Origin of the sequence: Streptomyces sp. NPDC047000 (assembly GCF_040644295.1) — a bacterium.
Lineage (GTDB): Bacteria > Actinomycetota > Actinomycetes > Streptomycetales > Streptomycetaceae > Streptomyces.
Genome location: NZ_JBEYWE010000019.1, coordinates 53,500 through 68,100, shown reverse-complemented (window position 1 = coordinate 68,100; position 14,601 = coordinate 53,500). Strand labels below are relative to the sequence as shown.

The 14,601-nt window shown below is 68.0% G+C and carries 14 protein-coding genes and 1 other RNA gene; 8 read left to right on the top strand and 7 right to left on the bottom strand.

Annotation, left to right across the window (positions count from 1 at the left end; translation table 11 throughout):
• Positions 1-451: 451 nt before the first annotated feature.
• The 7 genes from ABZ862_RS26220 to ABZ862_RS26190 all read left to right on the top strand — a co-directional run bounded on the left by ABZ862_RS26220 (position 452) and on the right by ABZ862_RS26190 (position 7,599).
• Positions 452-1,747 carry an extracellular solute-binding protein gene (locus tag ABZ862_RS26220; RefSeq protein WP_360962606.1) on the top strand — a complete coding sequence of 432 codons (1,296 nt, stop codon included), beginning with the start codon at positions 452-454 and terminating at the stop codon, positions 1,745-1,747.
• Entirely contained in the window at positions 1,744-2,712 is a 969-nt protein-coding gene (locus ABZ862_RS26215; protein WP_360962603.1) for a sugar ABC transporter permease, read from the top strand. The genes ABZ862_RS26220 and ABZ862_RS26215 overlap by 4 nt, the downstream gene beginning before the upstream one ends.
• The gene (locus tag ABZ862_RS26210) at positions 2,709-3,533 is read left to right on the top strand and encodes a carbohydrate ABC transporter permease (protein WP_360962600.1); all 825 of its coding nucleotides are present in this window, start codon (positions 2,709-2,711) and stop codon (positions 3,531-3,533) included. Before ABZ862_RS26215 ends, ABZ862_RS26210 begins: the two co-directional genes overlap by 4 nt.
• Before the next feature lie 11 nt (positions 3,534-3,544).
• The gene (yicI, locus tag ABZ862_RS26205; RefSeq protein ID WP_360962597.1) at positions 3,545-5,794 is read left to right on the top strand and encodes an alpha-xylosidase; all 2,250 of its coding nucleotides are present in this window, start codon (positions 3,545-3,547) and stop codon (positions 5,792-5,794) included.
• Positions 5,794-6,804 (top strand): LacI family DNA-binding transcriptional regulator, encoded by a 1,011-nt coding sequence (locus ABZ862_RS26200; protein ID WP_360962594.1) that lies wholly within the window; start codon positions 5,794-5,796, stop codon positions 6,802-6,804. Before yicI ends, ABZ862_RS26200 begins: the two co-directional genes overlap by 1 nt.
• Before the next feature lie 187 nt (positions 6,805-6,991).
• The gene (locus ABZ862_RS26195) at positions 6,992-7,348 is read left to right on the top strand and encodes a hypothetical protein (protein WP_360962591.1); all 357 of its coding nucleotides are present in this window, start codon (positions 6,992-6,994) and stop codon (positions 7,346-7,348) included.
• Positions 7,345-7,599, top strand: coding sequence for a hypothetical protein (locus ABZ862_RS26190; RefSeq protein ID WP_360962588.1), 255 nt, complete (start codon positions 7,345-7,347; stop codon positions 7,597-7,599). Before ABZ862_RS26195 ends, ABZ862_RS26190 begins: the two co-directional genes overlap by 4 nt.
• 123 nt (positions 7,600-7,722) lie before the next feature.
• Here ABZ862_RS26190 and ssrA read toward each other — a convergent pair.
• From ssrA to ftsE, 5 genes are all read right to left on the bottom strand, one after another.
• Positions 7,723-8,122: a transfer-messenger RNA gene (gene ssrA / locus ABZ862_RS26185) on the bottom strand.
• Between the two features lie 132 nt (positions 8,123-8,254).
• Complete coding sequence (gene smpB / locus ABZ862_RS26180; protein WP_360962585.1) at positions 8,255-8,734, bottom strand: SsrA-binding protein SmpB; 480 nt, start codon at positions 8,732-8,734, stop codon at positions 8,255-8,257.
• A gap of 45 nt (positions 8,735-8,779) precedes the next feature.
• A complete protein-coding gene (locus ABZ862_RS26175) occupies positions 8,780-9,997 on the bottom strand; it encodes a S41 family peptidase (protein ID WP_360962582.1) in 1,218 nt (405 codons plus the stop codon).
• Between the two features lie 68 nt (positions 9,998-10,065).
• Positions 10,066-10,983 carry a permease-like cell division protein FtsX gene (ftsX, locus tag ABZ862_RS26170; protein ID WP_360962579.1) on the bottom strand — a complete coding sequence of 306 codons (918 nt, stop codon included), beginning with the start codon at positions 10,981-10,983 and terminating at the stop codon, positions 10,066-10,068.
• Positions 10,984-11,011: 28 nt separating this feature from the next.
• On the bottom strand, positions 11,012-11,701 hold the full coding sequence (gene ftsE / locus ABZ862_RS26165; protein WP_360962576.1) for a cell division ATP-binding protein FtsE: 690 nt from the start codon (positions 11,699-11,701) through the stop codon (positions 11,012-11,014).
• A 265-nt stretch (positions 11,702-11,966) separates the two neighbouring features.
• On the opposite strand from ftsE, the gene ABZ862_RS26160 reads away from it, so the two are divergent.
• Positions 11,967-12,158 (top strand): hypothetical protein, encoded by a 192-nt coding sequence (locus ABZ862_RS26160; protein WP_316753993.1) that lies wholly within the window; start codon positions 11,967-11,969, stop codon positions 12,156-12,158.
• 203 nt (positions 12,159-12,361) lie between these two features.
• Here ABZ862_RS26160 and ABZ862_RS26155 read toward each other — a convergent pair whose 3' ends face one another.
• Together ABZ862_RS26155 and prfB are read right to left on the bottom strand one after the other, a co-directional pair.
• Positions 12,362-12,979, bottom strand: coding sequence for a hypothetical protein (locus ABZ862_RS26155; protein ID WP_360962573.1), 618 nt, complete (start codon positions 12,977-12,979; stop codon positions 12,362-12,364).
• A gap of 334 nt (positions 12,980-13,313) precedes the next feature.
• Entirely contained in the window at positions 13,314-14,420 is a 1,107-nt protein-coding gene (gene prfB, locus ABZ862_RS26150) for a peptide chain release factor 2 (protein ID WP_360962570.1), read from the bottom strand.
• Between the last annotated feature and the right edge of the window lie 181 nt (positions 14,421-14,601).

Genomic DNA, 14,601 nt, shown 5'->3' with positions numbered 1-14,601 from the left:
GCGAACCAGACCCCTCACCCGGTCCAAGCGTCCCGTTTATCACATTGTGCTCAGGGGAGAAATGTAGCCCACACGAGTGATTCGCGTTCGAGGCGTATCAAATTTGGACGTTCCGCCATGCTCATGCCGAAAGACAGAGATGGCCGGAACAAGTCCCCTGTGGATACAGGACACGAAACCGAGATGTTCGGGCCGGACCAGATTCGGACCGAACCACACCGAACCTCATCGAAACCTCGTCGAACCCATCGAACGGTTCGACCCATCGAACGGCGTCCGTAACGTTTATTGTTCGATCGCCCTGAATCCCGCTTCGCCCATTGACGCCCACACAGCCCCCACATACCTTCCGGTGTCGAAGCGCTTCGACGTCGCTCATCGAATCGATTCGATGAGCGACGTGCGACGCCTCGCATACCCCCATCTGAACTTCCCTCCCTGGAGGAACGGGATGTTGACGACACGACGGCGTGTGGTGGCTGCGGCAGTGATCCTTTCCGGGTCGTTGCTCCTGACCTCCTGCGGCAGCAGCTCGGACAGCGGTTCGTCCGATGGCAAGACCCTGAAGCTCTGGCATTACGAGGGCCCGGACAGCGCGATGGGCGTTGCCTGGAACGCCGCCATCAAGGAGTTCAAGAAGACCCACCCGGGGGTCACGGTGAAGTTCGAGGAGAAGGGCTTCGAACAGATCCAGAAGACGGCGCCGATGGTGCTCAACAGCTCCGACGCGCCCGACCTGATGGAGTACAACAAGGGCAACGCCACCGCGGGTCTGCTCTCCAAGCAGGGACTGCTCACCGACCTGACGGCGGAGGCCACCAAGCGCGGCTGGGACACCGAGCTCAGCAACGGTGTGAAGACCACCAGCCAGTACGACGCCAACGGCGTGATGGGGTCCGGCAAGTGGTACGGCGTACCCAACTACGCCGAGTACACGATGGCCTTCTACAACACGGACCTGTTCAAGAAGTACAACATCGCCGAGCCGAAGACGTTCGACGAACTGACCGCGGCCATGGACAAGTTCGTCGCCAAGGGTGTCACCCCGCTCGCCAACGCCGGCGCCGAGTACATGGCGCAGCAGTACCTGTACCAGCTCGCCCTCACCAAGGCCGACCGTACGTGGGTCGACAAGTACGAGCTGTACAAGGGCAAGAACAACTTCCACGACGCCGCCTGGAGCTACGCCGCCAAGACCTTCGCCGACTGGGTGAAGAAGGGCTACATCAGCAAGACCTCCAGCAGCACCAAGGCCGAGGACGCGGGCGTGTCCTGGCTGCAGGGCAAGTCGCCGATCCTGTTCTCCGGCAGCTGGTGGTTCGGCCGCTTCCAGACCGACGCCAAGTTCAAGTGGGACTCCTCCCTGTTCCCGGGCACGAACCTGACGCTGGGCTCCGGCGGCAACCTGTGGGTCGTCCCCAAGGGCGCCAAGAACAAGCAGCTCGCCTACGACTTCATCGACATCACCATGTCGAAGAAGATCCAGAACCTGCTCGGCAACAAGGGTGGTGTGCCGGTCGCGGCGGACCCCGCCGCGATCACCGACCCGCAGTCCCAGGCGCTGATCTCGAACTTCAACGACCTGTCCAAGAAGGACGGTCTGGCCTTCTACCCGGACTGGCCGGTCGCCGGCTTCTACGACGTCCTGGTGTCCGAGACGCAGAAGCTGATCACCGGCAGTGAGAAGCCGGAGGCGTACCTCAGCAACCTGCAGAAGGCGTACGACAAGGGCGTACCGCAGAAATGACGCACGCCGCCGAACACGGCGGACAGGTCTCCGGCGGGCGCAAGCCCGCCGGGGCCGGCCCCCGCCGCCCCCGTTCTCCCTACCCGTTGTACCTGCTGCCCGGCGTGATCGCCTTCACGGTCGTGATCGTCGTCCCGTTCCTGATGAACACCTATGTCGGTTTCACCGACTGGCAGGGTGTGGGCACCCCGAAGTGGACCGGGCTCGCCAACTACCGCGAGCTGATGAGCGACAGCGACTTCTGGGCGTCGTTCCGGCACAGCATGTTCATGGTCGTCGCGATGGCCGGTATCCCGACGGTGGTCGGACTCGTCCTCGCCGCCGCCCTGTTCGACTACATCGGCAAGCACTTCGGCAGCAAGATCACCGCGGTGCTGCGGGCCTGCTTCTACCTTCCGCAGGTCCTCCCGATCGCCGTCGCGGGCATCGTCTGGAGCTGGATCCTCGCCCCGGACAACGGTTCCCTCAACGCCCTCCTCAAGGCCGTCGGCCTCGGCTCCTGGCAGCAGGACTGGCTGGGCGACCCCGACATCGCGCTCTACAGCGTCATGGCCGTGATGGTCTGGGTGCAGCTCGGCTTCCCGCTGGTCATCTTCATGGCCGGTCTGCAGCGCGTCGACCCCGCACTGCACGAGGCCGCCGAGCTGGACGGCGCCGGCTGGTGGGGCCGCTTCTGGCACGTCACGCTGCCGCAGATCCGCTCCGAGATCTACGTCGTCCTGACCTGGTGCACCATCGCCGCCCTCAAGGTGTTCGGCGCGGTCTACGTCCTCACCAAGGGCGGACCCGGAGGGGCGACCAACGTGCCGTCGTACTTCTCCTTCGCCACCTTCTTCGAAAAGACCCAGGTCGGCTACGGCGCGGCGATCTCCACCGTGCTGACCGTGATCATCCTCGCCCTGGCCGTGCTCGGGCTGAAACTTCAGACCCGCGCCGAGGACGCGGAGCAGGGGGTGCGCAAATGATGGCGAAACTGCGCCGGACGCCGGTGCTGCTGGCCCTGTGCATCGGGGCCGTGTTCATGATCCTTCCGTTCCTGATCGTCGCGCTCAACGCGATCAAGTCACCGGCGGAGTACTCCGCGAACGGTCCGCTCAGCCTGCCCAAGGGCCTCTACCTCGACGGTCTCAAGGACTTCTGGCAGCGCGTCGACTACGGGCAGAAGCTGTTCAACTCGGTGCTGATCAGCGGCAGCGTGGCGATCCTCGCGGTCGGTCTGTCGGTCCTGAACGCGTACGCCATCGGCGTCGGCCGCATCAAGGGCCGCACCTGGTTCCTCGCCTTCTTCGTGCTGGCCAACATGCTGCCGCAGGAAGCGCTCGTCTACCCGGTGTACTACCTGTGCAAGGAAGCCGGGATCTACGACACCCGGCTCAGCGTCATCATCGTGTTCACGGTGATCCAGGCGGCGTTCGGCACGTATCTGCTCTCCTCCGTGCTCGGTCAGTTCCCGCCCGCCATCATCGAGGCGGCCCGGATCGACGGCGCGAACTCCTGGCAGATCCTGTGGCGGGTCATCGTCCCGGTCAGCCGGCCCACGCTCGGCGTGCTGATGGTCTTCTTCTTCATCTGGACGTGGAACGAGTTCCTGCTCCCGCTGGTCATGCTGATCTCCAACGACAACCAGACGGTGTCGGTGGCCCTCGGTGTCCTCCAGGGCCAGCGTCTGATGGACGCCACGATGACCAACGCGGCCGCACTGCTCGGTGTCCTCCCGGCGATCGTCTTCTTCCTCGTCTTCCAACGGACCCTCACCCGCGGCATCGCCGTAGGTGCAGTGAAGTAAGGACCCCCCACGTGAAGTTCACCGACGGCTACTGGCTGCTGCGCGAGGGCGTCACCGCGGCCCACCCGGTCCAGGTCCTCGACGTCACGGCCACGGACGGCGCGCTGGAGATCCTCGCGCCGACCCAGCCCATCCGCCACCGCGGCGATCTGCTGAAGGGACCGGTCGTGACCCTCCGCGCGCACGCACCGCTGCCCGACGTCATCGGCCTCACCTTCACCCACTTCGACGGCGAGCAGCCCCGCGGCCCGCATTTCGAGGTGCGGAAGGAGGAGTTCAGCACGCAGACGTCCTACGACGACGAGTCCGCGACGCTCACCTCCGGGGCGCTGTCGGTACGGCTCGCACGCACCGGGAACTGGCAGGTCGACTTCCTCGCGGGCGGCCGCACGCTCACCTCCAGCGGCCCCAAGAGCATGGGCATCATGCGGGACGCCTCCGGCGCGCACTTCCTGCGCGAGCAGCTCAACCTGGGCGTCGGCAGCTCCGTGTACGGCCTCGGCGAACGGTTCGGCCCCCTGGTCAAGAACGGCCAGGTCGTGGACATCTGGAACGCCGACGGCGGCACCGCCACCGAACAGGCCTACAAAAACGTTCCGTTCTACCTCACCGACGCGGGCTACGGCGTCTTCGTCGACCACCCCGGCAAGGTGTCCTTCGAGGTCGGCTCGGAGACCGTCTCCCGGGTGCAGTTCAGCGCGGAGACGCAGCAGCTGACGTACTACGTCATCTACGGGCCCACGCCCAAGGAGATCCTGCGCAAGTACACCGCCCTGACCGGGCGTCCGGCGCTGCCGCCGGACTGGTCCTTCGGGCTGTGGCTGACGACGTCGTTCACCACGTCCTACGACGAGGAGACGGTGACCTCGTTCATCGAGGGCATGCGGGAGCGCGAACTGCCGCTGTCCGTGTTCCACTTCGACTGCTTCTGGATGCGCGAGTACAACTGGTGCGACTTCGAGTGGGATCCGCGGGTCTTCCCCGACCCGGCCGGCATGCTCGCCCGGCTCAAGGAACGGGGCCTGCACGTCTGCGTGTGGATCAACCCGTACATCGCGCAGCGCTCGCCGCTGTTCGCGGAGGGCAAGGCGCTCGGCCATCTGCTGAAGCGGCCCGACGGCAGTGTGTGGCAGTGGGACCTGTGGCAGCCCGGCATGGCGCTGGTCGACTTCACCAGCCCGGCCGCGCGTGAGTGGTACGCGGGCAAGCTGAAGGCGCTGCTGGACATGGGCGTCGACTGCTTCAAGACCGACTTCGGCGAGCGCGTCCCCGTCGACGTCGCCTGGCACGACGGCTCCGACCCGGAGCGCATGCACAACTACTACGCCCAGATCTACAACCAGACCGTCTTCGACCTGCTGCGCGAACACCGCGGCGAGGGCGAGGCCGTGGTGTTCGCCCGGTCCGCGACGGCCGGCGGGCAGCAGTTCCCGGTGCACTGGGGCGGCGACTGCGAGGCGACGTACGAGTCGATGGCCGAGTCGCTGCGCGGCGGCCTGTCCCTCGGTCTGTCCGGGTTCGGTTACTGGAGCCACGACATCGGCGGCTTCGAAGGCACGCCGACCGCCGCGGTGTTCAAGCGGTGGATCGCGTTCGGCTTGCTGTCCTCGCACAGCCGGCTGCACGGCAGCGCCTCCTACCGGGTGCCGTGGCTGTTCGACGAGGAGGCCGTGGACGTCCTGCGGAAGTTCACCCGCCTCAAGCTAGGCCTCATGCCCTACCTCCACCAGGCCGCCCTCACCGCCCACACCGAGGGCACCCCGATGATGCGGGCCATGGTGCTGGAGTTCCCCGACGACCCCGGGTGCGCGCACCTGGAACGGCAGTACATGCTCGGCTCCGACCTGCTGGTCGCGCCGGTGTTCAACGACGAGGGCGACGTGCGCTACTACGTGCCCGAGGGCACCTGGACGCACTACCTCAGCGGCGAGACGGTCACCGGGCCGCGCTGGGTACACGAGACGCACGGCTACCTCAGCGTCCCGCTGCTGGTCAGGCCGGGCGCGGTGATCCCGGTCGGCGCGGTGGAGGACCGGCCCGACTACGACTTCGCCGACGGTGTCACGCTGCGGGCGTTCGGTCTCGAGCGCGGGGCGCAGGTGACGGTGCCGGTCGGCGACGTCGTCTTCACCGTCGTCCGCGAGGGTGACACGCTGCGGGCGTCGTGCAGCGACCCGTCGAAGCCGTGGGCGCTCGCCGCCGGCGAGCGGACCGCGCGGGCGGCCGCCGGGACCGGGTTCCTGACGGTGGAGCTGGACTGATGGTCAAGATCACCGACGTGGCCCGGCACGCGGGTGTCTCCCCCAGCACCGTCTCCTACGCACTGAGCGGCAAACGGCCGATCTCGGAGGAGACCAGGCGCCGGATCGAGAACTCCATCCGCGAGCTGGGCTACCGGCCGCACGCCGGGGCCCGCGCCCTGGCGAGCAGCCGGTCCAACGTCCTGGCCCTGGTCGTCCCTTTACGAACGGGTATCCACGTCCCGGTGGTCATGCAGTTCGCGGTGTCCGTGGTCACCACGGCCCGCAGGTACGACCACGACGTCCTCCTCCTCACCCAGGAGGAGGGCGAGGACGGACTGCGCCGGGTCGCCGACACGGCCCTGGTGGACGCCCTGATCGTGATGGACGTCCAGCTCCGTGACCCGCGGGTGCCGCTGCTGCGCTCGCTGGAGCGGCCGTCGGTGATGATCGGCTTCCCGGGCGACGCCGAGGGCGTGACCTGCATCGACCTCGACTTCAAGGCGGCCGGCGAGCTGTGCGTGGAGCGGCTCGCCGGACTCGGGCACCGGGTCGTCGCGCTGGTCGGCTCGCCGCCGGAGGTGTACGTGCGGGAGACCGCGTTCGCCCAGCGGGTGGTCCAGGGCTTCACGGCCGCCGCCGCCCGCAACGGGATGTCCTCCTCGGTGCACCCCTGCGAGGCGGGTCCGGCCGCGGCCCGCCGGGTCGCGGAGCAGCTGCTCCGGGAGAAACCGGCGCTGACGGGCGTCGTGGTCCACAACGAGGCGATCCTCAAACCGCTGACCGAGGCGTTCGTGGAACTCGGTCTGCGGATACCCGAGGACCTGTCGGTGACGGCGATCTGCCCGGACGACCTCGCCGCGTCCCTGCGCGTCCCGGTGTCCTCCGTCGCGCTGCCCACCGCCGAGGTCGGCGAGCGGGCGGTGGAGCTGCTGATGCAGAAACTGAACGGCAGGACCGTACCGGACGCGACGCTGCTCACCCCGAAGCTCACGGAACGAGCAAGCACGGCACCACGCAACGTGCCGTGAGAACACCTCCCTGAGACGGGAGCGGCCGACGGGGACGTATACCTGGTCCTGGGCAAGGATGTACGCCCGTCGACGTTCACGCTGCGCTGAGATCCCACGACCGTGTGAGACCGCCGGGTATCCGGGACACCACGTCCGGCCCCGCCGGTACGGTGGGCGCAGGGAGCACACCGTGAAGGAGCCTCGCATGACCACCCAGCCTGATCATGGGGAGAGTCTGATTCCTCGGCCGGAGCGAACGCCGGAGTCCGTCCGTGTCGCCCTCGCCCGCGTCGCCCCGCACCGACTCGGTGACATGGAACGGCACAAGGAGCAGGCCATAACCGCCGCCATCGCGGACGGCCGGATCGGTCACCTGCAGCACTGGCTCACCCACTGGCAGGCCCAGGTCGAGATCGAGCGACGTCCTGACCTGTCCGCCCGCTACCGTGCCGCCCTCACGGCGGTACACAGCACGGACAGCAAGGACGACCCCGCCTTCCGATCCGGCATGAGCGACCTGGCAGCCGTCGAGGCGGAGGCCCAGCAGGCGGTGACCGCGTGACCTGGGCATGGGAGTACGACGACCCGGACGAAGAGCACGTTGCCGGTGGCGCGCCTCCCGCCTTTCTGGCAGAGGTGGAGAAGAAGGCCGATGAGATGGTCCGCGCTGCGGCAGCGTTCTACCTCGACGGCACCACATATCAGGGAGAGGGCCCGAGAGGCGGCTTCGCCCATGTGCCCGGAGGCTTCTTCAACTACCTGATCGTGCCCCGGCACGGACGGCTGTACATCATGCAGGTGACTTTCCTCTGACGTGCCCCGCTCGGTGCCGGGTACGCCGGTGAAGTCGCGGATCTGGCCCACCACCGCCTTCGCGGCGGCGCATACAGAAACCCCCGGGCGGCGAGGGTATCGCCGGCCGGGGGTCACATGGGGTGGTGGAGATGGCGGGAATCGAACCCGCGTCCAACGGTGTGGAATCAGGGCTTCTCCGTGTGCAGTCCGCTGTGCTTTTCTCGGCCCCGGAGATCACGCGGACAAGTCTCCGACGGGCTCAGTCACTGTGAGTTTCCCTCTTCACCCCGTGACCGGGATAGAGGTTGAGTCCCCTTGATGATGCCAGGATCCGGGTCGGGAACACTCCCGGGCTGACACTCCCTTAGTTAGGAGAGCCGCAACTCGCTACCTGGATCAGGCAGCGAGGGCGAGCTCGCCCTGGGAGATGGATCGCTTGGAATTGGCGATTATTTTTTCGGCCTGTGGTTTACGAGATCATGGCCGCTTCCTCGACACGCTTCCCCTGCTTCGACAGCCGCTGTCGAAACCGATCATCCCCATGTTGATTTTTCAATGTGCACCCGGGCGCCTGCGTCGCGTACGTCGCCTACGTCCGGTTTCCGTGCTCACCTTCATCGTACGGGATCAACCAGGCGGGGTGCCACTGTATTCCCCGCCCCGCCGGCCCGGCCTACGCGCGCTGCTGGCGGCGTACCGCCGACACCGCGCGCTCCGTCTCGCGGCGGTCCTGCTTCTCGCGCAGGGTCTGCCGCTTGTCGTACTCCTTCTTGCCCCTCGCCAGCGCGATCTCGACCTTGGCCCGGCCGTCCTTGAAGTACAGGGCGAGGGGCACGATCGTGTGCCCCGTCTCCTGGGACTTCGACTCCAGCTTCTCGATCTCCGCGCGGTGCAGCAGCAGCTTGCGCTTGCGGCGGGCGCTGTGGTTGGTCCAGGTGCCCTGGCTGTACTCGGGCACGTGCACGTTGTGCAGCCACGCCTCGTTGCCGTCGAGCTGCACGAAGCCGTCGACGAGGGAGGCGCGGCCCTGGCGCAGGGACTTCACCTCGGTACCGGTGAGGACCAGACCGGCCTCATAGGTGTCGAGGATGTGGTAGTCGTGCCGCGCCTTCTTGTTCTGCGCGATCAGCTTGCGCCCTTTTTCCTTAGCCATAGTGCGGACCATTTTCGCACCATGGGCGGGGCGAACGGGAACCCATTACGGTCCGGGTTCCGTGGCCGCCTGCTCGCCCAGGCCGCTCAGGACCGTCTCCGCCTTCGCCACCGCCGCCTGGTCCGACTGGTCGACCTGGTCGTCCACGAGGTCCGGGGTGATGCCGTGGCCGTCGACGGAGCGGCCGGAGGGGGTGTGGTAGTGGCCCACGGTGAGTTCGGCGACGGAGCCGTCGGGCAGTTCGCTCGGCATCTGGACGGAGCCCTTGCCGAAGGTGCGGGAGCCCACCACGATCGCGCGGCCCCGGTCCTGGAGGGCGCCGGTGAGCATCTCGGCCGCGCTCATCGTGCCGCCGTCGACGAGGGTGACGAGGGGCCGCTCGGTGTCGCCGCCCGCGCCGGCGTGCAGGGCGCGCTGCTCGCCGTCCACGTCGTACGTGGCCACGAGGCCGCCGTCGAGGAAGGCGGAGGCGGTGGTGACGGCCTCGGAGACCAGGCCGCCGGAGTTGCCGCGCAGGTCGAGGATGATCCCGGCGTCCTCCGGGGCCTGCCGTACGGCGGTGCGGACGACGCCGCCCACGCCCTTGGTGAAGGCGGCGATCCTGATGACGGTGACGCCGTCGGGCAGCTTGCGCACGGTCACGGAGTCGGTGGACAGGCTGGCCCGGCGCAGGGTCTCGGTCCACGCGCGCGTGCCGCGCCGCAGACCCAGGGTGACGGTGGTGCCGGCAGGGGCGTCCTGCGCGTCACCGCGCAGTAAGGAGACCACCTCCGTGACCGGCCGGCCGTCCACCTTCGCGCCGTCGACGCTGTACAGCCGGTCGCCCTTGCGGATACCGGCCTCGGCCGCCGGTGACCCGGAGCGCACCTTCGTCACCTCGATACGGCCGTCCCGCTCGCGCCGCGCCTCCAGGCCGACGCCGGTGTACCGGCCGTCCAGGGCCTCCTGGAACTCCTCGTAGTCGCCCTGGGAGTAGACGGCTCCCCAGCGGTCCCCGCTGCGGCTCACGGCACGCTCGGCGGCCTCCATGGGGGACGTGCCGTCGGCCATCGCCTCGGCGGCGGCCTTCTCGACGTCCTCCTGCCGGGAGGCGGCAGGGGCCGTGTCGGGCGCGGGCCCGCCGCCGGTCCGGTCCGCGTCCCGCGCGTCGGGGAAGGCCCCGGTGGCGGCCCCGGTCACCAGGACGCTCGCGAAGAGCAATGTCAGGGCGGCCCCGCGGCGGTGACGGCGGGGCCGGCAGAACAGATCGCGACAGCCTGACATGGCCGTGAGTCTAGGACAACGCCGGAGGGCCGCACGGCGGGTTCACCGTACGGCCCTCTTGGCGTGCGTCACACCTTCAGGTACTTGCGCAGGGCGAAGAAAGCGGCCAGAGCCGGCATCAGAAGGCTGGTGGCGAGGATGAGCGGCAGCTTGGTCAGGACGGCGTCCCAGCCGATGAAATTGATCAGGTTCAGCTTCTGGGACAGGGCGAGACCGTGATCGATGATGAAGTACCGCGCGATCACCAGGAATCCGCACGCCACCGTGCCGCCGATCAGCCCGGCGACGGCCGCCTCCATGATGAACGGCGCCTGGATGTAGAAGCCGGAGGCACCGACCAGGCGCATGATGCCGGTCTCACGCCGACGGCTGAACGCGGAGACACGCACCGTGTTGACGATGAGCATCAGGGCGACCACCAGCATCAGGGCCATCACGGCGCGCGCGGCCCAGTTCATGCCGTTCAGCAGGCCGAAGAGGTTGTCCAGGATGCCCTTCTGGTCCTGCACGGACTGGACCCCGTCGCGCCCGTTGAACGCGGTCGCGATCACCTGGTACTTCTGCGGGTCCTTGAGCTTGATCCGGTACGACTCCTGCATCTGGTCCGGCGTGAGGGAGCTGGCCAGCGGGGAGTCGCCGAACTGCTCCTTGTAGTGCTTGTACGCCTGGTCCTGGGACTCGAACGTCACCTTCTGGACGACCGACATCTTCTTCAGGTCGGAGAGGATCTGCTTCTGCTGGTCCTGGGTGACCGCGCCCTTGGCGCAGTTGGGGTCGGACTCGGAGTCGCTCTTGTTGCAGAGGAAGATCGAGACGTTGACCTTGTCGTACCAGTAGCCCTTCATGGTGCTGACCTGGTCGCTCATGAGGAGCGAGCCGCCGAAGAGCGCCAGGGACAGGGCGACGGAGACGACGACGGCGAACGTCATCGTCAGGTTGCGACGGAGACCGACACCGATCTCGGACAGAACGAACTGGGCGCGCATGGCGTCTGGTTAAGCCTTTCCGGGACCGTCAGTGCTGGTAGCCGTAGACGCCGCGCGCCTGGTCGCGGACGAGGCGGCCCTGCTCCAGCTCGATGACGCGCTTGCGCATCTGGTCCACGATGTTCTGGTCGTGCGTCGCCATCACCACGGTCGTACCGGTCCTGTTGATCCGGTCGAGCAGCTTCATGATGCCGACGGAGGTCTGCGGGTCGAGGTTGCCGGTGGGCTCGTCGGCGATCAGCAGCTTGGGCCGGTTCACGAAGGCGCGCGCGATGGCGACACGCTGCTGCTCACCACCGGACAGCTCACCGGGTCTGCGCTCCTCCTTGCCGCCGAGCCCGACGAGGTCGAGCACCTGCGGCACGGACTTGCGGATCTCGCCCTTCGACTTGCCGATGACCTCCTGCGCGAACGCGACGTTCTCCGCGACCGTCTTGTTCGGCAGGAGCCGGAAGTCCTGGAACACCGTCCCCAACTGGCGGCGCATCTGCGGCACCTTCCAGTTGGAGAGACGCGCGAGGTCCTTGCCCAGAACGTGCACCTGGCCATGGCTGCACCGCTCCTCACGGAGCACCAGCCGCAGGAAAGTGGACTTCCCGGAGCCGGAGGACCCCACGAGGAACACGAACTCGCCCTTCTCCACCTCCAGGGAGACATCCCTGAGTGCGGGGCGGGTCTGTTTGGGGTAGACCTTGGAGACATTGTCGAATCGGATCACGGATGCACCACGGGTCGCCGGGGGTAGATGAGCGTGACCATACGGCAACCTGGTGCGGCCGTGCAGGCGCCGGTACGGGTTGCGAGCGGCTTGTGTGTTTTTGTACCGGCGATGGGTGTCCCACGGAACGGCTGCGGAGCGGCCGATCGGGCGGCTGCGGCGGTCGGCGCCCCGGGGGCCGCGGAATCTGGGACAGTGGAAAGGGAACATTCCCGGTTGCGGGAACGTTGGTTTCAGTGATGGCCGGTGCAAGGAGGGCGAGCGCATGACGTACGACCGGTTGGTGTGCGCGAACTGCGCGGCGCCCGTGAACGAGGGCCGGTGCCCTGTGTGCCGCGCCAACCGCGAGCGGTTGCAGCAGGAGAACTTCCTCGCGGGACTGAACCCGATGGCGCTGATCGCGCTGCTGGCGGTACTGATCGCCGCGGTGGCGCTGTTGGCGCACCAGACGGCGTAGGACCGGCGCAGGACCGGTGCGGAACCGGCCTGGTACGCGGCAGGAGCCGCGCGGCGCCGGGTGATGCCGGGTGCGGCGGATGTGAGTCGTGAGGTGCGGGAGGCCCGGAGCGTGTCGCTCCGGGCCTCCCGCCGTTCTGTCGTTCTCCGCGGTCCTCCGCGCCGCACGGGCCCGCGGGTCCGTGCGGCCGGCTCGCGACCGGGTCAGGCCGCGGCACTGCCGTTACGGCCGCTCATCAGGCGCGGGAGCACCCGGAAGCCGATACCGCCGGCGATCATCGTCGCGGCGCCGATCAGCAGGAACGCGGTCTGACCGGCACCGGTCTCGGCGAGCTTGTCACCGCCGCCCTGGGTCGCGGTGTCCGTGCCGGTGTCGGTGAGGGCAGAGGTACCCGCTTCCTGGGCGGAGTCGCCGGAGCCGCCGTCGGGGTTGGCGTTGTTGCCGCCACCGCTGCCGTTGCCGGGAGTGGTCGGCCCGGTGCTGTCCGTGGGCGCGTCGGTGGGCTCGGTCGGCTCCTCCGTGGGCTCCGTGGGCTCATCGGTGGGCTGGGTGGGCTGCTCGGTGGGCTGGGTGGGCGCCTCGGTGGGCTGCGTCGGCACCTCCGTCGGCTGCTCGGTGGGCGCCGCCGACGTCTCCGGGGCGGTGGGAATCTCCGTCGCGTCGGTGGGGTCGTCGAGCACGGTGGCCGTGCCGGTGCCGCTCTCCGTCGTCCCGCTCGCGTCGAGGGCGGAGGCCGCGCCGGCGGCGGTCAGCGAGGCGCCTGCGGCGATCACGACGCCGGCGGCCACACGGGCGACCCGGATCCGCGTCTTCTTGGTCATCTGGTTGCTACCCCCAGTAGCTCATCGTCAATGAGGCGGCGCCCGGGGCCGTGATCGACGGGGACGGCAACTGCGCTTGCAAAGTACCCCGGTTCACATGCGCCCCAGAGATACGCATGCCATCCTTCACCTTTCCCACTTTTCATGGCACCGTCAAGGCCATTGCGAACGGGATGCCCCACTTCAGGTTCGTTTGCAGGGAGTTGAGTTCTGTAAATGTGATGCAGGACTCACACGAATGACAACTGCCGCCCACTGGAGAACAGTTGGGCGGCAGTTGTCATGTCGACAAAGCTATGGTCCGGTGAGGTGCCGGACAGGGCTGCTGTGGAGGCTACTTCTCCTGCTGCTTGCGCCAGCGAATTCCGGCCTCGAGGAAACCGTCGATCTCACCGTTGAACACGGCCTCGGGGTTACCGACCTCGTAGTCCGTGCGCAGGTCCTTGACCATCTGGTACGGGTGCAGGACGTACGAACGCATCTGGTTGCCCCAGGAGTTGCCGCCGTCACCCTTGAGCGCGTCCATCTTGGCCTGCTCCTCCTGGCGGCGCCGCTCGAGCAGCTTGGCCTGGAGGACGTTCATCGCGGTCGCCTTGTTCTGGATCTGCGAGCGCTCGTTCTGGCAGGAGACCACGATGCCGGTGGGCAGGTGGGTGATGCGGACGGCGGAGTCGGTCGTGTTGACTCCCTGGCCGCCGGGACCGGAGGAGCGGTAGACGTCGATACGCAGCTCGGACTCGTCGATCTCCACGTGGTCCGACTGCTCGACCACGGGCAGCACCTCGACACCCGCGAAGGACGTCTGACGGCGGCCCTGGTTGTCGTAGGGCGAGATCCGGACCAGGCGGTGGGTGCCCTGCTCGACGGAGAGCGTGCCGTAGGCGTACGGGACCTGCACGGCGAAGGTGGTCGACTTGATGCCGGCCTCCTCGGCGTACGACGTCTCGTAGATCTCCGTCTTGTAGCCGCGCTGCTCGGCCCAGCGCAGGTACATGCGCTGGAGCTTCTCCGCGAAGTCGGCGGCGTCGACGCCGCCCGCCTCGGCGCGGATGTTGACGAGCGCCTCACGGGAGTCGTACTCCCCGCTGAGCAGCGTCCGGACCTCCATCTCGTCCAGCGCCTTGCGCACCGCGACGAGCTCCGCGTCGGCCTCCGTGCGGGTGTCCAGGTCGTCCTCGGCCTCGGCGAGCTCGAAGAGCACGCCCAGGTCGTCGATCCGGCCGCGCAGGGTCTCCGCCTTCCTGACCTCCGCCTGGAGGTGGGAGAGCTTGCTGGTGATCTTCTGCGCCTCGTCAGGGTTGTCCCACAGGGACGGCGCGGCCGCCTGCTCCTCGAGCACGGCGATGTCTGCCCTCATCTTCTCGAGGTCCAGAACGGCCTCGATCGACTCCATGGTCGAGGAGAGGGACTTCAGCTCTTCGGATACATCGACGACTGCCACGCTCTTAAGCCTAACGGCTGCGCCGTGAAGCGAGGGCGTCCCGTCCCGGGACGCCGGGTCCGGGGGCTCCGCCCCCTCCCACCCCGGGGCTCCGCCCCGGTCCCGGGGGCTGCGCCCCCTCCGAGCGAAGGCCGGGGCTCCGCCCCCGCCCCCGGGCTCCGCCCCGGCCGTAGCGACCCCG

Excerpts from the sequence above, each read along its gene's own strand:
- ABZ862_RS26175 (WP_360962582.1), bottom strand. The coding sequence starts at position 9,997 with ATGTCAGGCTGTCGCGATCTGTTCTGCCGGCCCCGCCGTCACCGCCGC.
- ABZ862_RS26215 (WP_360962603.1), top strand. The coding sequence starts at position 1,744 with ATGACGCACGCCGCCGAACACGGCGGACAGGTCTCCGGCGGGCGCAAG.
- ABZ862_RS26155 (WP_360962573.1), bottom strand. The coding sequence starts at position 12,979 with ATGACCAAGAAGACGCGGATCCGGGTCGCCCGTGTGGCCGCCGGCGTC.
- ftsX (WP_360962579.1), bottom strand. The coding sequence starts at position 10,983 with ATGCGCGCCCAGTTCGTTCTGTCCGAGATCGGTGTCGGTCTCCGTCGC.
- ABZ862_RS26220 (WP_360962606.1), top strand. The coding sequence starts at position 452 with ATGTTGACGACACGACGGCGTGTGGTGGCTGCGGCAGTGATCCTTTCC.
- ABZ862_RS26200 (WP_360962594.1), top strand. The coding sequence starts at position 5,794 with ATGGTCAAGATCACCGACGTGGCCCGGCACGCGGGTGTCTCCCCCAGC.
- ABZ862_RS26160 (WP_316753993.1), top strand. The coding sequence starts at position 11,967 with ATGACGTACGACCGGTTGGTGTGCGCGAACTGCGCGGCGCCCGTGAAC.
- smpB (WP_360962585.1), bottom strand. The coding sequence starts at position 8,734 with ATGGCTAAGGAAAAAGGGCGCAAGCTGATCGCGCAGAACAAGAAGGCG.
- ABZ862_RS26210 (WP_360962600.1), top strand. The coding sequence starts at position 2,709 with ATGATGGCGAAACTGCGCCGGACGCCGGTGCTGCTGGCCCTGTGCATC.
- ABZ862_RS26195 (WP_360962591.1), top strand. The coding sequence starts at position 6,992 with ATGACCACCCAGCCTGATCATGGGGAGAGTCTGATTCCTCGGCCGGAG.